General features: G+C 70.2%; 19 protein-coding genes and 1 tRNA gene. 10 read left to right on the forward strand and 10 right to left on the reverse strand.

The annotated features are described in order from the left end of the window. Positions 1-15: 15 nt before the first annotated feature. Positions 16-1,215 carry a substrate-binding domain-containing protein gene (locus tag ABG085_RS11225; protein WP_347975826.1) on the reverse strand — a complete coding sequence of 400 codons (1,200 nt, stop codon included), beginning with the start codon at positions 1,213-1,215 and terminating at the stop codon, positions 16-18. A gap of 203 nt (positions 1,216-1,418) precedes the next feature. Between ABG085_RS11225 and ABG085_RS11230 the strand changes: the two genes are divergently transcribed. Then, complete coding sequence (locus ABG085_RS11230; protein ID WP_347975827.1) at positions 1,419-1,874, forward strand: MarR family transcriptional regulator; 456 nt, start codon at positions 1,419-1,421, stop codon at positions 1,872-1,874. Next, complete coding sequence (locus tag ABG085_RS11235; protein ID WP_347975828.1) at positions 1,871-3,103, forward strand: MFS transporter; 1,233 nt, start codon at positions 1,871-1,873, stop codon at positions 3,101-3,103. Before ABG085_RS11230 ends, ABG085_RS11235 begins: the two co-directional genes overlap by 4 nt. 69 nt (positions 3,104-3,172) lie before the next feature. Here the strand turns inward: ABG085_RS11235 and ABG085_RS11240 are convergent. After that, positions 3,173-3,248, reverse strand: a tRNA-Lys gene (locus ABG085_RS11240). Between the two features lie 94 nt (positions 3,249-3,342). On the opposite strand from ABG085_RS11240, the gene ABG085_RS11245 reads away from it, so the two are divergent. After that, the gene (locus ABG085_RS11245) at positions 3,343-4,170 is read left to right on the forward strand and encodes an inositol monophosphatase family protein (RefSeq protein WP_347975829.1); all 828 of its coding nucleotides are present in this window, start codon (positions 3,343-3,345) and stop codon (positions 4,168-4,170) included. Positions 4,171-4,230: 60 nt separating this feature from the next. Continuing rightward, on the forward strand, positions 4,231-4,809 hold the full coding sequence (locus tag ABG085_RS11250; protein ID WP_347975830.1) for a hypothetical protein: 579 nt from the start codon (positions 4,231-4,233) through the stop codon (positions 4,807-4,809). Between the two features lie 57 nt (positions 4,810-4,866). Here the strand turns inward: ABG085_RS11250 and ABG085_RS11255 are convergent, their stop codons facing one another. After that, complete coding sequence (locus ABG085_RS11255) at positions 4,867-5,280, reverse strand: DUF1232 domain-containing protein (RefSeq protein ID WP_347975831.1); 414 nt, start codon at positions 5,278-5,280, stop codon at positions 4,867-4,869. Between the two features lie 95 nt (positions 5,281-5,375). Between ABG085_RS11255 and ABG085_RS11260 the strand changes: the two genes are divergently transcribed. Next, positions 5,376-5,915, forward strand: coding sequence for a YaeQ family protein (locus tag ABG085_RS11260; protein ID WP_347975832.1), 540 nt, complete (start codon positions 5,376-5,378; stop codon positions 5,913-5,915). 20 nt (positions 5,916-5,935) lie between these two features. Here ABG085_RS11260 and ABG085_RS11265 read toward each other — a convergent pair whose 3' ends face one another. Beyond that, positions 5,936-6,352 carry an NUDIX domain-containing protein gene (locus ABG085_RS11265; RefSeq protein ID WP_347975833.1) on the reverse strand — a complete coding sequence of 139 codons (417 nt, stop codon included), beginning with the start codon at positions 6,350-6,352 and terminating at the stop codon, positions 5,936-5,938. A 49-nt stretch (positions 6,353-6,401) separates the two neighbouring features. Here ABG085_RS11265 and ABG085_RS11270 point away from each other — a divergent pair, with 49 nt between their 5' ends. Beyond that, positions 6,402-7,883 carry an SDR family NAD(P)-dependent oxidoreductase gene (locus ABG085_RS11270; RefSeq protein WP_347975834.1) on the forward strand — a complete coding sequence of 494 codons (1,482 nt, stop codon included), beginning with the start codon at positions 6,402-6,404 and terminating at the stop codon, positions 7,881-7,883. Beyond that, positions 7,877-8,092, forward strand: a complete 216-nt coding sequence (locus tag ABG085_RS11275; RefSeq protein ID WP_347975835.1) for a hypothetical protein — start codon at positions 7,877-7,879, stop codon at positions 8,090-8,092. The genes ABG085_RS11270 and ABG085_RS11275 overlap by 7 nt, the downstream gene beginning before the upstream one ends. Positions 8,093-8,109: 17 nt before the next feature. On the opposite strand, the gene ABG085_RS11280 is transcribed toward ABG085_RS11275, so the two are convergent. Then, complete coding sequence (locus ABG085_RS11280; RefSeq protein ID WP_347975836.1) at positions 8,110-9,087, reverse strand: zinc-binding dehydrogenase; 978 nt, start codon at positions 9,085-9,087, stop codon at positions 8,110-8,112. A gap of 232 nt (positions 9,088-9,319) precedes the next feature. Between ABG085_RS11280 and ABG085_RS11285 the strand changes: the two genes are divergently transcribed. From ABG085_RS11285 to ABG085_RS11295, 3 genes are all read left to right on the forward strand, one after another. Continuing rightward, a complete protein-coding gene (locus ABG085_RS11285; RefSeq protein ID WP_347975837.1) occupies positions 9,320-9,637 on the forward strand; it encodes a hypothetical protein in 318 nt (105 codons plus the stop codon). Positions 9,638-9,942: 305 nt separating this feature from the next. After that, the gene (locus tag ABG085_RS11290) at positions 9,943-10,881 is read left to right on the forward strand and encodes an SDR family oxidoreductase (RefSeq protein WP_347975838.1); all 939 of its coding nucleotides are present in this window, start codon (positions 9,943-9,945) and stop codon (positions 10,879-10,881) included. Positions 10,882-10,948: 67 nt separating this feature from the next. Continuing rightward, the gene (locus ABG085_RS11295; RefSeq protein WP_347979176.1) at positions 10,949-11,794 is read left to right on the forward strand and encodes a helix-turn-helix transcriptional regulator; all 846 of its coding nucleotides are present in this window, start codon (positions 10,949-10,951) and stop codon (positions 11,792-11,794) included. Positions 11,795-11,813: 19 nt separating this feature from the next. Here the strand turns inward: ABG085_RS11295 and ABG085_RS11300 are convergent, their stop codons facing one another. The 5 genes from ABG085_RS11300 to ABG085_RS11320 all read right to left on the reverse strand — a co-directional run bounded on the left by ABG085_RS11300 (position 11,814) and on the right by ABG085_RS11320 (position 16,480). Continuing rightward, on the reverse strand, positions 11,814-13,325 hold the full coding sequence (locus ABG085_RS11300) for an aldehyde dehydrogenase family protein (protein WP_347975839.1): 1,512 nt from the start codon (positions 13,323-13,325) through the stop codon (positions 11,814-11,816). A gap of 141 nt (positions 13,326-13,466) precedes the next feature. Further along, the gene (locus ABG085_RS11305) at positions 13,467-14,225 is read right to left on the reverse strand and encodes an NmrA family NAD(P)-binding protein (RefSeq protein WP_347975840.1); all 759 of its coding nucleotides are present in this window, start codon (positions 14,223-14,225) and stop codon (positions 13,467-13,469) included. Positions 14,226-14,337: 112 nt separating this feature from the next. Beyond that, positions 14,338-14,757 (reverse strand): hypothetical protein, encoded by a 420-nt coding sequence (locus tag ABG085_RS11310; RefSeq protein ID WP_347975841.1) that lies wholly within the window; start codon positions 14,755-14,757, stop codon positions 14,338-14,340. Next, a complete protein-coding gene (locus tag ABG085_RS11315) occupies positions 14,754-15,659 on the reverse strand; it encodes an RNA polymerase sigma-70 factor (protein ID WP_347975843.1) in 906 nt (301 codons plus the stop codon). Before ABG085_RS11315 ends, ABG085_RS11310 begins: the two co-directional genes overlap by 4 nt. 26 nt (positions 15,660-15,685) lie before the next feature. Continuing rightward, positions 15,686-16,480, reverse strand: coding sequence for an NmrA family NAD(P)-binding protein (locus ABG085_RS11320; protein WP_347975844.1), 795 nt, complete (start codon positions 16,478-16,480; stop codon positions 15,686-15,688). Positions 16,481-16,663: the final 183 nt, after the last annotated feature.

Here is a 16,663-nt window from a genome sequence, read left to right on the forward strand (position 1 = left end):
CTCGGGACGGCGGTGCTACTCGGCTTCGGCCGGCGCGACGTCGTCCGCGGAGACCGTGTCGACCAGCTCGGGCACGAACGTGCCGTCCTGAGCGACGAGCTTCGCCTGGTACATCTCCTGGATGAGGGCGTGGTCGCTCTCGCGCACCGTCATCGCGCCCTTCGGCCCCTCGAACTCGAAGCCTTCGAGCGCGGAGACCATCGCGTCGACGTCACCCTGCCCCTCCTTGATGGCCTGGACGATCATGATGGCCGCGTTGAACCCGTCGGGGCTGAACAGGTCGGGGGTGCCGCCGGCCTCCTCGATCGCCTCGACCATCGCGGTGTTCACGTCGTTGTCGGACGCGCCCGGGAAGTAGTGGTTGAGGAAATTGATCTTCTCGGATGCCTCGCCGTAGGCGCCGAACGTCGCGGAGTCGCCGAGGCCGGTGACGACCGGGATCTCGTCGAGCACGCCCTGCTGGCTCATCGCCTGCCACATCGCACCCGAGGTGGCGCCTGCCCACGCCACGAAGACGAGGTCGGGGCTGCCGGCGAGCACCTGCTGCGCGAACGGCGTGAACTCGGTGGCGTCCTCGGCGACGAGCACGGAGTTGACCGTCGCACCCTTGCCGCCGAGGATCGCCTCGACGGCGGCGACGTTGCCCTGGCCGAACGCGTTGTCCTGCGCGAACACCGTCACGGTCTTGCCTTCGATGTCCTCGAGGAAGGTGCCCGCGGTGGCGACGTCCTGCGCGCTCTGGCGCCCGGAGCGGAACGTGTAGTCGTTGATGCCGGTGACGGCGTCAGCAGCGGCGGGCCCCGAGATGTAGAGCACCTTGTTCTGCTCGGCCTGCTCGGCGACGGCGAGCGCGACGCCGGACGATGCCGTGCCGGCGATGATGTTCACGCCCTCGCCGATGAGCTCCTTCACGGCGGTGACCGCCTTGTCGGGGTCGCCCGCGTCGTCGCGGTTCTCGATGGTGATCGTCGTGCCGTCGATCTCGCCCGTGCCGTCGGTGGCGTAGTCGAGCCCGGCCTCGAAGCCGTCGAGGTACTGCTTGCCGTAGCCGGCGAGTGGACCGGACTCGCTCGTGACGATGCCGACGGTCACCTCTTCGAGCCCGCCGCCGTCCGTGGCCTCACCGCTCGGTTCGGCCGACGGCGCGCATGCCGCCAGGGCCAGCGCTGCCGTGACGACCACGGAGCCCAGGAGCAACTTCTTCGTAACCCGCATGTGCGTGCCTTTCCCCATTGGAAGGATCTGGTGCCTCGAATCGATGCTTCGTCTCAAACATGAGATCCGATTCAGGTTCTTGCAATCTAGGCAAGCGCGTGGCGTCCGCGCAAGTCAGGAGCGCTGCCCGTGCCACGTCGTTACCCAATCGGGACGATCTGACATTGCATACCTGTGATATATACCAACGGTATGCTTACTCCGTGACCCACGACCAAGACATCGAGACCCTCATCGTCGCCGCGCACGCACTCACCCGCGTCGCCGCGCTCGAAACCGCGAACGACGCCCCCGCCGCACAGTGGCGCACGCTCACGATCCTGCGCGGCCACGGCGCACTGCGCATCGGCGAGCTCGCGCGACTCAGCCGTGTGACGCAGCCGGGCATGACACGCCTGGTCGGCCAGATGGCCGACCAGGGCCTGGTGGTGAAGACGACGGATGCCGCGGACTCGCGTGCGACGGTCGTCGAGGCGACCGCGCTGGGTCTCGAGGCACTCCAGACCTGGATGCTGCAGCTGACCGCCGCCCTGGCGCCGCACTTCGACGACCTCGAGCCCGAAGAGTGGGAAGCACTGCGCACGACGGCCGCCGTCCTCACACGAAAGCTCGATCGCACTCGCGGCGACGTCACCGCGACCGCGGAGGCGATCCGATGAGCGCTCACGGCCACAGCGCGGGTTCAGTCTGGCGTCAGCCGGCCCAGGTGTGGGCGGTCGCATTCGCGTGCGTCGTCGCCTTCATGGGAATCGGCCTCGTCGACCCGATCCTCCCGGCGATCGCCGAGTCGCTGCAGGCGAGCCCGGTGCAGACCGAACTGCTGTTCACGAGTTATCTGCTCGTCACCGGCCTCGCGATGCTCGTCACCAGCTGGATCTCGAGTCGCATCGGCGCGAAGGCGACCCTGCTCATCGGACTCGGTCTCATCGTCGTGTTCGCGCTGCTGTGCGCGCTCAGCGGCAGCGTCGACGCGATCATCGGGTTCCGTGCCGGCTGGGGCCTCGGCAATGCGCTGTTCATCTCGACCGCGCTCGCGACCATCGTCGGCGCCGCGTCCGGCGGCAGCGGGGCGGCCATCGTCCTGTACGAGGCGGCTCTCGGCCTCGGCATCGCGATCGGTCCGCTTCTCGGCGGGCTCCTCGGCGAAGTGAGCTGGCGCGGTCCGTTCTTCGGCGTCGTCGTGCTCATGGCGATCGCGTTCCTGGCGGTGCTCGTGCTCCTGCGCGGACCGAGCGAGAAGCCCGCGCCCGTGCCGCTGTCGGCGCCGTTCACGGCGCTGCGCACGCCGTCGCTCGCCGTGCTGGCCGTCACCGCGCTGTTCTACAACATCGGCTTCTTCGTGCTGCTGGCGTTCTCTCCGTTCCCGCTCGGGTTCGGCGCGATGGGCATCGGCTTCACGTTCTTCGGCTGGGGCGTCGCCCTCGCCATCACGAGCGTGTGGGTGGCGCCGCTGATGATGCGCCACCTGGCGCGCACGACCGTCATGCTGATCACACTCCCGCTGCTCGCCATCGACCTGATCGCCGCGGGACTCCTCGTCGAGGATGCCGCCGCACTCGTCGTGTGCATCATCGTCGGCGGGCTGCTGCTCGGCGTCATGAACACCGTGCTGACGGAATCCGTCATGGAGGCCACCGACCTCCCTCGCTCGGTCGCGTCGTCGTCGTACTCCGCGGTGCGGTTCCTCGGCGGCGCCGCCGCTCCCCCGGTCGCCGCGCTGCTCTGGCACCTCTACGGACCGACCGTGCCGTACGTCTTCGCCGCGGCATCCGTCGTCATCGCCACCGCGACGATCCTCTTCGGCCGCCGTGCGCTCGCCCGCATCGACGAGCGTGAAGCGGATGCCGCCGACGAGGCCGCAGCCGTGCTCGTCGGCGACGCCGCCTGACGCGGACGCCCGTCGCAGCGCACGCCTCGGAAACAGCAGAAGGGCGGTCCGTGAGGACCGCCCTTCTCGTGGTGCACCCCCTGGGACTTGAACCCAGAACCCACTGATTAAGAGTCAGTTGCTCTGCCGATTGAGCTAGAGGTGCGTAGTTCACAACGAGGCGAACCGAGGACCAACATTAGCATCACGATCGCGTCTCGTGAAATCGAGACGGGAGTGCCGCCGCTATCCTGGATCCTGTGACCACCCCTCTCCCCGCAGCGACGTTCGACACGCCGTTCGAGGGAGACCTTCGCGCCGATCTCGAGCTCGCTCTGCGGCTCGCCGACGCGGCGGATGCGGCATCCATGTCCCGCTTCGACGTCGAGGATCTCGACATCCAGGTGAAGGCCGACAGCACTCACGTCACCGAGGCCGATCTCGCCACCGAGCGGGCTCTCCGTGCTGTGCTCGAGACGGAGCGTCCCGCTGACGGCATCTTCGGCGAGGAGTACGGCGTCACGGGCGATTCGAACCGGCAGTGGATCATCGACCCGATCGACGGCACGGCGAACTACCTCAAGGGCATCCCGATGTGGACGACGCTCATCGCCCTCGCGATCGACGGGGTGCCGCGCGTCGGCGTGGCCAGCCAGCCGGCGATCGGCCGGCGCTGGTGGGCCGCCACGGGCCTGGGCGCCTGGACCAACACGCCATCTGGCGAGGCACGACGCCTCCGCGTGTCGACGGTGGATGCGATCGCCGAATCCAGCGTGAGCTTCCAGAGCATCGGGCAGTGGCGGGATGCCGGCAAACTCGGCGCCCTCGAGCGTCTGACGTCGTCTGTGTGGCGCGACCGCGGGTACGGCGACGCGTGGCCGTACATGCTGCTGGCCGAGGGGCGCCTCGAATTCGTCGCCGAGTTCGGCGTGAAGGAGTACGACATCGCCGCGCTCGCGCCCATTGTGACCGAGGCGGGCGGCAGGTTCACGTCGTTCGACGGCCGCGACTCGCTGTCGGAAGGCTCCTCCCTCGCGACGAACCGCGTGCTCCACGACGCGTATCTCGACCTGCTCCACTCCTCCTGACCTTCGCTCCGCTCGCCCCATCCCACCCCGACCGCCTCCTATCCCCCACGGAGACTCCCGATGCCTGCCCCCCGCATCCTCGGCACCGCTGCCGCCCTCGTCCTGTCCGCGGTTCTCCTCTCGGCGTGCGCCGGCACGCCTGAGGCCGCCCCAGAAGAGACGGGCAACGCGGCGACGCCGACGACCGCCGCTCCCGAGCCCTCGGCGACCCCGGAACCCGAGCCCGCAGCCGTCGAAGACCCGACGTGCGAGACGATCATCGGCGAATCGGTGGTCGCGGACTTCGAGAGCCTCGGCTGGACCTCGCAGGCGTCGCCCCTCTACATCGGCAGCACCGAGGTCGAGGGCGGCCTCCAGTGCATGTGGGCCGACTTCGAGGGTCCTGCCGGTGACCACGGGCAGATGTTCGGCTGGGCGGCGCTCTCGGAAGACGAGGCCGCCGACGCCCAGGAGGAGCTCATCGCCCAGGGCTGGGTGCCCGAAGAGGCTCCTGAGGGCCTCTACGTCACCGAAAGCGCCGACACGGCGATCGCGACGGATGCCGAGGGCTACGGCATGACGTACCTCTTCGCGAACGGGCAGGTGACGGTGGCCGACACGAAGCAGGGCCTGCTGCTGATCGAGTGGCCGAAGGGCTGACACGACCTCCGCCGCACGAAGCGGCGATCACGTCGCGCGGCGCACCGCCTCAAGGGCTCAGCGCACGCCCACCAGCGTGAGCAGGCTCTCGAGTCCCTGAGGTGTGCCCGGCCAATGCCGCTCGATCGCCGGCCGCCCGGCCGTGCGGATCGTGTAGCGCAGCGCGATCGCGACGATGATGGCGTCGTCGGCGTACCCGAGCACCGGGATGAAGTCCGGCACCAGATCGATCGGCAGCAGCAGGTATACGAGCAGCCCGCCCAGCCACCACCGCGTCCCGCGGGGTACCTCGGGATCGGCGACCAGCCGGCGCAGCAGCACCACGACATCGGCGACCAGCCGCATGATCTGACGCCAGTTCACGTCGCGCCCGGCGCGACGGGCCTGCACCCACAGGATCAGCAGCAGCGCCGCCCAGAGCACCAGCACTCCCGCGAGCACCGAGAGAACGGCGATCGCCCAGTCCGGCATCCGCCGACTGTAACACCGGTGCCGGAGCCGCTGCGGGCGATGGGCGACCGCGCAGGGCGATGGAACCGCGCGCGGACGGCGTAGGCTCGAACGCTATGGCGATCGGCGTGACGATGTACACCTTCGACATCCAGCTGGCCGACGTCGATCGGGGCGTCTACGAGGACCTGTCGGTGCGCGTGGCGCGGCATCCGTCCGAGACCGACGCCTTCATGCTGACCCGCGTGCTGGCGTACTGCCTCGAGTACGAGGAGGGCATCGCCTTCAGCGAGGGCGTCTCGGCCACCGACGAGCCCGCGGTGCTCGTACGCGACCTCACAGGTGCCCTCGTCGCCTGGATCGAAGTGGGGGCTCCGGATGCCGCGCGGCTGCACACCGGCAGCATGCAGGCCGAGCGCACTCGGGTCTACACGCACCGTGATCCGGGGAAGGTCGCGGCACCGTGGGCCGGTAAGCGGATCCACCGCGGCGACGAGATCCTGCTGAACAGCTTCGACCCCGGCTTCGTCGACGCCGTCACCGCTGTGCTCGCGCGCCGCAACACCATGACCGTCTCGATCACCGAGCGGCGGATGTACCTCGACCTCAACGCGACGAGCTTCGAGACCGACATCCACACCCAGACCGCCGCCTGACCCGGGCGGCGTCGGGCGGCTCAGCGCGGCAGGAAGTACTCGCGCGCGAGCGGCGCGATCTCGAGATGCTCGGCGTCCGCCCGCGTGATCCACCGCAGCTCTTCGATCTCCGCCCCGATGACCGGCTGCTGGGCTCCGATGTCGGTCGCGAAGACATCGGCCACCACGAGGAAGCCCGGCTCGTTCGCTGCGGCGGCGGTGTAGGAGCCGAGAGGACGCAGCTGCTCGGCATCGACGGAGAGGCCGAGCTCCTCGAGCAGCTCGCGGCTCAGCGTCTGGCTCGGCGACTCCCCCGGTTCGGGCTTGCCGCCCGGCTGCATGAACGCCGTCGTGCCGGCCTTGCGCACCAGCAGCAGCTCGCCGCGCTCGTTCACGATGACCGCGGCGGAGACATGGATGCTGCGGGTGCGGGTCGGGGCGGCGTCCGAGGTGGTCACGATGGCACGCTAACAGGTACCGCGCATTCGGCCCGGCGTAGAATCACGTGTGCTTCCCGATTCCGCCATCCCTTCCGACCTGCCGCCGAGCGGCATCGACCCGGACGACCTCGCGACCACTCTGCGCGTGCTCGACAACATGGCGGGGCTCGACGAGACGCACCCCGACTTCGTGGCCGTCCGGCGCGCGACCGCTGCCATGTTCAAGGCCGTGAAGAAGGTTCGCCGTCGCGAGATCCGCGAGGCGATCGCCGAGGCAGACCGCGCTGTCGTCGCGGCCACGGCCACCGGAGCGCCCGACCGGATCGACGACGAGACGCGCGGCATCCCGATCTCCACCGCGACGACCGCGCCCACCGCGGGCACCCTGATCAAGGCGCGCGGCTGCTACATCTGCAAGCAGCCGTACACGGTGGTCGACGCCTTCTACCACCAGCTGTGCCCCACGTGCGCGGCGATGAGCCACGCCAAGCGCGAGGCCCGCACCGACCTCACGGGCAAGCGCGCGCTGCTCACCGGCGGTCGCGCCAAGATCGGCATGTACATCGCGCTGCGTCTGCTGCGCGACGGCGCCCACACGACGATCACCACCCGGTTCCCGCGCGACGCCGTGCGCCGCTTCAGCAGCCTGCCCGATGCTCCCGAGTGGATCGACCGCCTCAAGGTGGTCGGCATCGACCTGCGTGATCCCGCGCAGGTGATCGGCTTGGCGGAGGATGTCGCCGCCGCCGGCCCCCTCGACATCCTCATCAACAACGCCACCCAGACGGTGCGCCGCTCCCCCGGCGCCTATCAGCCACTCGTGGACGCCGAGCTGGCGCCGCTCCCTGACGGACCGCTGCCCGAGCTGATCACGTTCGGCCACACCAACGACCGCCACCCCCAGGCGCTGGAGCGTTCGGTCACCGCCCATCCGATCCTCGCTGCGGCCGCCGCCCGCGCCGACGAGCTCACCGAGCAGGCCATGGCCGCGGGGTCCAGCTCGCTCGAGCGCCTCGCCGCAGGTACCGCGATCGACGCCGGCGGCCTCATCCCCGACCTGGACCACTCCAACTCGTGGGTGCAGAGCGTCGACGAGGTCGACCCGCTCGAGATGCTCGAGGTGCAGCTGGCCAACACGACGGCGCCGTTCCTGCTCGTCTCGAAGCTGCGTCCGTCCATGGCTGCGAGCAGCGCCCGTCGCACGTACATCGTCAACGTGAGCGCGATGGAGGGCGTCTTCAACCGCGGGTACAAGGGTCCGGGGCATCCGCACACCAACATGGCCAAGGCCGCCGTCAACATGCTCACGCGCACGAGCGCCCGCGAGCTGTTCGAGACCGACCGCATCCTGATGACGAGCGTCGACACCGGCTGGATCACCGACGAGCGCCCGCACCCGACCAAGGTGCGGCTCGCCGAGGAGGGCTTCCACGCACCCCTCGACCTCGTCGACGGCGCCGCGCGCGTCTACGACCCGATCGTGCGCGGCGAGGCGGGCGAAGACCTGTTCGGCGTGTTCCTCAAGGACTACGCCCCCGGCGCATGGTGAACCTGCCCGAACCGGGTCACCGGGTGGTCGTGCGGTACCTGCTGCCGAGCGGGCAGGCGACGGATGCGCTCGGCGAACTGCTGAGCGCGGATGCCGAGACCGTCGTCGTCGACGGCAAGCGCGGCGTCGAGCGCATCCCGCGCGGCGCGATCATCGCCGCCAAGGAAGTCCCCCCGCCGCCCGCGCCGCGGCGGGCTGCGGGGATCTGAAGGCCCAGGGCGCGACGTCAGAAGCGGAGCAGCACCTTGCCGGCTCGTCCTGGGACGGCGCTCGCTGCTGCGGCGGCCCTGGCCTCCTCGAAGGGGTAGACCGCGTCCACGGGGAGTCTCACCTCGCCCGACCCGATGCGCTGCACCAGCTCGGCGAACAGCGCACCGCGGGCGGCGGCATCCATCGTCCGGCTCACCGTGCTGCCCCAGAAGCCCTTCACGGTCGCCTGCTTGAAGATCAAGTCGCCCGCCGACAGCTTCAGAGTGCTCGACGCCATCGAGCCGAACGACACGAGCGTGCCGCCCTCGCCGAGGAGTGACAGCAGGTCGCCGGCCGCCGTGCCGCCGACCGAGTCCACGGCTGCCCGCGGCGCGTTCTCGCCCAGGATGTCCGCGACGCGCTCGCGCCAGCCGTCGGACTCGGTCGAGACGACATCATGGATGCCGAGCCCGGCCAGCTCCTCGACGCCGGCATCGCGCCGCACGAGGCCCAGCACGTGCACGCCGCGGGCGGCGGCGAACTGCGCCACCAGTTTGCCGACGGCGCCGTTGGCGGTGTTCTGCACGATCCAGTCACCCGGCTTCACGTCGAGGAAGTCGAGCAGGCTCAGCGCACTGAAGGGCATGGAGATGAGCTGTGCGGCCGTCTCGTCGTCGATGCTGTCCGGAACGGGGACGAGCCCCGCCGCCTTGGCGACGAAGTACTCGCTCCACACGCCGAAGGTACCGCCGGTGGCCACACGCTGCCCCACCTGCAGCGAGTCGACGCCCTCGCCGAGAGCGTCGACGACGCCGTACGCCTCGGTGCCGGAGCCGGCCGGCAATTCGGGCTTGAAGCCATACGTGCCGCGGATCGTCCACAGGTCGTGGTTGTGGATCGGCGAGAGCACGGTGCGCACCCGCACCTGACCGGCCGCCGGTTCGGGGAGCGGTCGCTCCGCAACCTCGAGAACCTCGGTCGCGTCGCCGAAGGTGGAGTGGATGAGTGCGCGCACGGTGGTGCTCCTTACGAGATTCATGGCCGGCGGGAGCGCAGCCACTCGGTGTTACAGCCCAGCATCCCCCGAACGCATTCCCCCTCGCATATCGGCTGTCGGTGCGGTGCCCGCGGTCTGCGCCGGGCCCAGCGGCGGTTAGCCTGGGAGCGAACCACGAGAGGCGCCCGGGGATGCGCACGCAAGACAGCGACGACAGCAGGCGCGCAGGCGCATTCAGGACGGGATCCGCATGAGCACCACCGGCACCGCCACGCGCCGCATCGAGCTGACGCTGCACCGGCCCTGGTTCGCGCTCTACGCCCGCGTGAGGCCGACGCTCGTGATCGCGGGCCGTGGCCAGCCGGTGCAGTGGGGCCTCGGCACGTGGCAGGTTCCGGCCGATCAGACGGTCGTGGTCGGGGTGTTCCTCTTCAACCGCATGTGGCGGTTCGGTCAGGCCGAGTTCGCCCTCGAGCCGGGGCATCCGCCCGCACTCCTCTACAGGGCTCCCGCGCTGCCGTTCGTCCGCGGTCGGATCACCGTCACCGACCACACCCGCGCCGCCTAGCGAACAGCCGCGCCCCCCGGGCGACCGCTTCCGGGGCCTGCGACCACACCCGTGAGCCGCCGAACGCGGCGCTCGCCCCCCCGTCCACAGGTCAACCGGCCTTCCACAGGAGATCGAATCGTTTCATCGTCCTGGGCAACCGCGGTTGACCTGTTGAACGCCGAGGTGAACCGGACGGCGCGGAGGAGGAAGCCACGCACGCTGCGACATCCAGGGATCCTCAATCCCCGGATGAGCGCGCCCTGAATCCCCCGCCGCGCTCCCCACAGCATGGAGGCATTCCCATCGAACAAGGAGCCGCCCTCATGCCGAAGATCCTCGACATCCCCGTTCCCGATCTCACCGGAAAGCACGCCCTCGTCACCGGCGCGAGCGACGGCGTCGGGTTCGAGATCGCCGCGCGCCTGGCGCGAGCCGGCGCCGACATCCTCATGCCGGTCCGCAATACGCAGAAGGGCGAGGCCGCGGCCGCGCTGATCCGTGAGCGGACTCCGGATGCCGTCATCCGTGTCCTGCCGCTGGATCTGTCGTCGCTCGAATCGGTGGCCGCGCTCGCCGAGCAGGTTTCGGGCGAGGGTCGGCCGATCGACATCCTCATCGCGAATGCCGGAGTGATGAACCCGCCGACACGGCAGCTCTCCGCCGACGGGTTCGAGCTGCAGCTCGCGACCAACCACCTTGGGCATTTCGCACTCGTCGCTCGACTGCTGCCGCTCCTGCGTGAAGGACGCGCACACGTGACCAGCCAGGTCAGCATCGCGGCGGATCAGGGCGCGGTGAACTGGGACGACCTCAACTGGGAGCACGGGTACGACCCGATGAAGGCGTACAGCTCGTCGAAGATCGCGTTCGGCCTCTTCGCGATGGAACTGCAACGGCGATCGGATGCCGCGGGCTGGGGTATCCGCAGCAACCTCTCCCATCCCGGCATCACGCCCACCAACCTCCTCTCGGCGCAGCCCGGGATGGGCCGCCCCGACGACACCACGGCAGTCAAGGTGATCCGCACGCTGTCGCGGCTCGGCATCCTGGTCGGCACTCCGTCGTCGGCGGCCCTGTCCGCGGTGTATGCGGCGACGAGCCCCAACGCACAGGGCGGCCACCTCTACGGACCGAGGGGCCCTCGTCATCTGGGCGGGCTGCCGGCGGAGCAGCCGGTGTACTCGCGCCTGCGGAGTGAGGCCGATGCCCGGCGGACCTGGGAACTTTCGGAGCAGTCGACCGGCGTCCGCGTACCCGCGTGAGCGGCCGGGCCGAGGGAGGGATCTCGGATCCCTGGCTGAGGAATGACGGATGCCGCAGACTCGGGTGATGGACAGAGCTCAGCTGGCCGACTTCCTGCGCCGCCGCCGAGCCGCGCTGCAGCCGGAGGATGTGGGGCTGCGGCGGGGTTCTCGGCGCCGCACCTCGGGTCTGCGCCGGGAGGAGGTGGCCGCCCTCTGCGACATGTCCGTCGACTACTACAGCCGGCTCGAGCAGTCGCGCGGTCCGCAGCCGTCTGAGCAGATGCTGGCCGCGATCGCCCGCGGCCTGCGGCTCACGCTCGATGAGCGCGACCACCTGTTCCGGCTCGCCGGCCATACGGCGCCGACGCGCGCGCTGCGCAGCGAGCACGTCTCGCCGGGTCTCATGCGCGTGCTCGACCGGCTCGCCGACACCCCCGCGCAGGTCATGACCGAGCTCGGTGAGACGCTCGCGCAGACGCCCGCTGCGCGGGCGCTGTTCGGCGACGAGACCCGCTTCGACGGCTACATGCGCAGCGTCGGCTACCGGTGGTTCATGGATCCCCGGGCGCGCGATGTCTACCCCGCCGACGACCATCCCCTGCACTCACGGGCATTCACCGCCGATATCCGCACGGCGTACGCGAAGTTCGGCGCACGGTCGCGCGCCGGCGCGATGGTCGAGGCTCTGCTGGCCGAGAGTCCGGAGTTCGCGGAGTTGTGGCAGGAGCACGAGGTGCGCGGAACCCACTCGCGCGAGAAGCTGCTGCAGCACCCCGAGGTCGGCGTGATGCAGATGCAGTGCCAGTTCCTGATCGATCCCGAGCAGGGTCAGACCCTCCTCGTGCTCACCGCGACGCCGGGCACCGAGAGCTACGAACGGCTGCAGCTGCTCTCGGTGATCGGGACCCAGGAGATCACCGCGGGGCGGTGATCGGCGGCGGTGCGCCGGCTCAGCGGTGCTGCTCGCCGTTCTCGTGTCGGGCGAAGATCCGGCGGGTGGTGAGGTCTGCCCCTGTGAGGATGCCCGCACGGCCGAGGAGACGCCCGTTCTGCCAGTTCGACAGGCCCAGCTCCGGCTGACGCAGCGCGTACTGCCCGTCGGCCCAGCGCGTGAAGCCGTCGCCGGCGAACGGCGCGTTCACGGTCTCTCGGAACCGCGCCTGCGCAGCCGGGTCCTCCGAGATCAGCGCCGCGACGAACTGCGGGCTGTAGTCGTTGAAGAGGCGTACGGCCTCGTCGGCGTCCTCGACCACGACGATGCTCAGCTCGGGGGTGTCCTCCCACTCCCACTCCGTGCCGAGCTGCTCGGCGTCGAGCAGCGTCGCACGGGGCTCGAGGACCACTCCCTCGGCGCGGCGCACCTCGATCGAGCGGTCGAAGTCGGTGCCCGGCAGCCAGGACTCGCTTCCGTTGACCACATGGACGCGCGCGACGCCGCCGCGGGCCGCGGCCGCCTCGTCTGCGGCGGCCAGTACCAACGGGACGAATTCGTCGGCCCGCTCGCGGACCACGGCGGCGACGTTGAGGGTGTTGCACACCTTGCGATCGAGCGAGTTCCGCACGACGCCGGACAGGCGGTGCGGGTCGGCCGTGCCGTCGGCGATCAGCCAGGCGCCGCCGGTGCCATGAGAGCTGACAGGGATGCCGCTCTGCCGAGCGACGCTGCTCAGCTCGGTCACCGCCGAGCCGGAACCGCGCACGACGGCGAGCGCCAGACGCGCATCGCTGAAGAGCGCCCATCCGGCTGAGCGTTCGCGCACCGGGACGAGGCTGACGGCACCGTCAGGCATGCCGGAGCTCTCCAGCGCGGGGCTCAGCGCGTGCTCCTCGATGGCTTGTGCCGTCCCGAGCGCGTCACCCCCGATGCGCAGGACGGCGGTGTTGCCGGTGGCGAGCACGCCGGCGGCGTCGGCGAAGACGTTGGGGCGCCCCTCGAACACGAACGCGATCACGCCGAGTGGTGCGGTGACGGTCTCGACGACCCAGTCGTCGTGCTCGACACGAGAGACGACGTCACTCGCCGGCGCGCTCTGGACGTGCGCCGCCCAGCCGCGCAGTCCGTCGATCATGTCCTGCCGCATGCGATCGGACACGCGAAGGCGGGTCGTCGATCGGCCCAGCGACTCCGCACGCGCGACGTCGGCCGCGTTCGCCTCGGTGATGCGTGACCAGACGTCGTCGTCAGCCAGCGCGTCGGCGAACGCGACATAGAAGGCGTGCACCGGCCCGCACTCGGCCGCCCGGAGCCGTTCGAACGCCGCGACGGCCGCATCCACCTGCTGTTCGACGGCGTCCCGCACCGCCGCCGGCACGTGGAGCAGAGCACCCGTGGTCTGCACGACGTGGAGGTGATCGCCGGGCTGGAACGCGGCGGCCAGGTCGGCAGGGACCGTGGTGAAGCGGTCGCCGCCGAAGGGGATGACGGCGCCGGCGTCGAGGTGGGTGAGCGTGCCAGCAGTCATCGCGGCCTTCCGGGTGGAGTCTGGGACGTGGCCCATCCTAAAGCGATCCTCCCCGACCGGATCGTCGAGCGGTGGGCTCGCGGCCGCACATGACAAGGGGGCCCGGGGCGCCGAGTGGCGCGACCGGGCCCCCGCCGCCCGTCAGCCCCGCGGCGGGTTCGCCGGAAGCCACTCCTCCAGAGTCGTCTCGAAGTGCTGCGCACCGTCCACCGGCATCAGTGTCCGCTCCTCCATCCGCGCGCCGAAGTACGGCGCATCCGGATCGGTCACGACCTCGCGCTGGTCGCCGCGGAAGGTGAGCCCGCGCCGCACCATCTCGTCGAGCCCCATGACCTCGGGGCCGGCGATCTCCACATCCGCATTGAGCGGCGCACCGGCCGCAGTACGGGCGACGGCGGTGGCGACATCCTCCGCCGCGATCGGCTGAACGAGGTTCCCCGGAAGGTGCAGCGCGTCACCGTTGGTCGAGACGGCCGCGATGCCGGTGATGAACTCGAAGAACTGCGTCGCGTGGACGATCGAGTACGGGATGCCCGACTCGCGGATCAGCTCCTCCTGAGCCGTCTTCGCCGCGAAGTACGAGATGGTGTTCGGGCGGTTCGTGCCGACCACGGTGAGGGCGACGTAGTGCCCCACGCCGGCATCGCGTGCAGCGGCGATGAGGTTCTTCGTCGAGGTCGTGAAGAACTCCATCACGTCGTCCGGCGCGAACGACGGCGAGTTCGACACATCGACGACGACGTCCGCCCCCTGTAGCGCGTCCGCAAGGCCCTCGCCGGTGATCGTGTTGACGCCGGAGTTCGGCGATGCCGGGACGGCCTCGTGCCCGTGGTCGGTGAGCTTCGCGACGACCTTCGAGCCGATCAGTCCGGAGCCGCCGATGACGACGATCTTTGCCATGATGAGCCTTTCGTTCAGGGAGCGCGGGGAGGTGCGCTCACCAGCTACGACAGGACAGCCGCCGGATCTGTGACGGCGCGCCCGCAGGGCGGGTGCTGGTTCGGCGCCACACTCACTCCACGTCCCAACCCGTGAGCTTGTCGGGGTTGACGACGAGCCACGCCTGCACGATCCGGCGGCGCCGGAGACGGATGCCGAGGATCCCGGTCACCTTCCCGCCGCGGCACACGACGACCCCGGACATCCCGTTCACCGACGCGACACGCAGCGTCGCCGCCGGATCCAGCAGCACACCGGAGAGGTAGCGACCCACCTCGGACGCACCGCTCAGCGCCGATCGCGGCGCGGGCACCTTGCCGCCGGCGTCGACGGTGAGCTCGACGCCGGGGTGCAGGATCCGCCCCACGGCGCGCGGATCTGCGGAAGCCGCAGCCGCGACGAGCGCCTTCGCCACGCGGTCATGCTGCACGGCGCTCGACTGCGAGCTCCGCGGTGAGAAGTGCAGCCACGACGCGCGGTGCCGCCGGGTCACGCCCCCACCGGAGCGACATGGCCGAGCTTGCCGGGGCTCATGATCCAGTGGATCTGACGGATGCCGTCATCCGACGCCGTGATCATCGCGACGGTCGTGACGACCCCATCTTCCGAGACGGTCGCTGCAGGCTGTCCGTTGAGTTCGGCCCATCCGATCGTCTTGCCGATCCAGAAGTGACTCGAGAACGCGGCGACGAACTTGGCGACGCGACTGCGTCCGGCGACCGGGATGCGCGCGGCGAGCTTGACGCCGTTGCCGTCGGTGGTGCTCACCACGTCCTCGGCGAACAACCGCTCGAGGGCGCTCACGTCGCCTTTCTGCGCGGCGACGAGGAACGCCTCGAGCAGCCGCCGCTGCGCGCTGGCCGCCACTTCCGCTTTGCGCGCCGACTCCAGGTGCTTGCGCGCACGGCTGACCAGCTGACGCGCGCTCGCCACGGTGGCGCCGATGACGTCGGCGATGCGCTCATACGGGTAATCGAGCGCTTCGCGCAGGATGTACGCGGCGCGCTCGGTCGGCGTCAGCTTCTCGAGCACGAGGAGGATGGCGAACTGCAGCGCCTCGCCCCGCTCGGCGCCCAGGGCCGGGTCGGCGTCGGTGTTGACCGGCTCCGGCAGCCACGGGCCGATGTAGGTTTCGCGGCGGGCGTGCGCGGACTGGGTCGCGTTGATCGAGAGCCGCGTGGCGACCGTCGCGAGGAAGGCGCCCGGCTCGCGGATGTCGACGCGATCGGCGTTCTGCCAGCGGATCCACGTCTCTTGCACGATGTCTTCGGCGTCGGCCACGGTGCCGAGCATGCGGTACGCGATGCCGAAGATCCGACGCCGGTGCTCGTCGAAGACGGCGAGCGCCAGCGTGATGTCGTCCTGCTCGTTTCCAAGCCGTGTGGTATCGCCCATTCCGGCTGCCGCTCCGTTCGCCGCGCTCAGCGTACGCCCGCGGCGGAAGGGAGAAGCGCCGCGTCGCTCTCGCGCGGCATCACCTGCCAGTCGTGGAATCGCGTCGGCGCGATGGTCGCGCCGGGCGCGGGCAGCAGTTCCCAGCGGTCGAGCTGCGCCCCGAAGTAGGTCGCGAGCGGGTCGGCGACGACCTCGCGCTCGTCGCGGCGGAACCGGAGCTCGCGCTGGGCGAGGAAGCCGAGTTCGAACACTTCGGGCCCGGCGTGCTCCGTGATCGCACCGGTCGGGCGCGCGAGAGCGGCCCGTGCGACAGCGGCGGCCACATCGTCGGCGGCCATGGGCTGGATCAGAGCATCCGCCAGGTGTGCGATGCCGCTGCGGGTGGCGGCATCCGTGATGCTGCGGATGAATTCGAAGAACTGCGTGGCATGCACGATCGAGAAGGGGCGACCGGATGCCGTCAGCAGGCGCTCCTGCTCGGCTTTGGCCTGGAAGTAGCCGCCCTCGGAGCGGGCGAGCCGGTCGGTGCCGACGACCGACAGCACGACGTGGTGGCGCACCCCGGCGGCGGCGCCGTACGTGAGCAGGTTGAGCGTCGAGCCCGAGAAGAACTCGCGGGCGCCCGCCTCGTCGGTGTACGACGAGTTCGACACGTCGACGATGGTCTCGACTGCCTCGAGGGCCTGCTCGAGGCCTTCTCCCGTGAACGAGTCGACGCCGACCGCGCGCGCCACCACGACGACGTCGTGCCCTGTGGCCGCGAGTGCCGCGACGACCCTCGAGCCGATGAGTCCCGTCCCCCCGATGACCGCGATGCGCATGACGACCCCTCTCTGCTTCACCGCGCGTGGGCACGCGCGTCACCAGCTGAGACCGGATGCCCCAGCCATCTGTGACACGAATTCCGAAGATGTGCAGAAAAGCCGGCGGCAGGGGGCACGCCGGACTCATCCGGGCATATGTCACAACACCGCCGCCCGCCCGGTCGTAGTTCACAACCGCAG

It is taken from the genome of Microbacterium sp. ProA8 (genome assembly GCF_039905635.1).
In the GTDB taxonomy this organism is placed as follows: Bacteria; Actinomycetota; Actinomycetes; order Actinomycetales; family Microbacteriaceae; genus Microbacterium; species Microbacterium chionoecetis.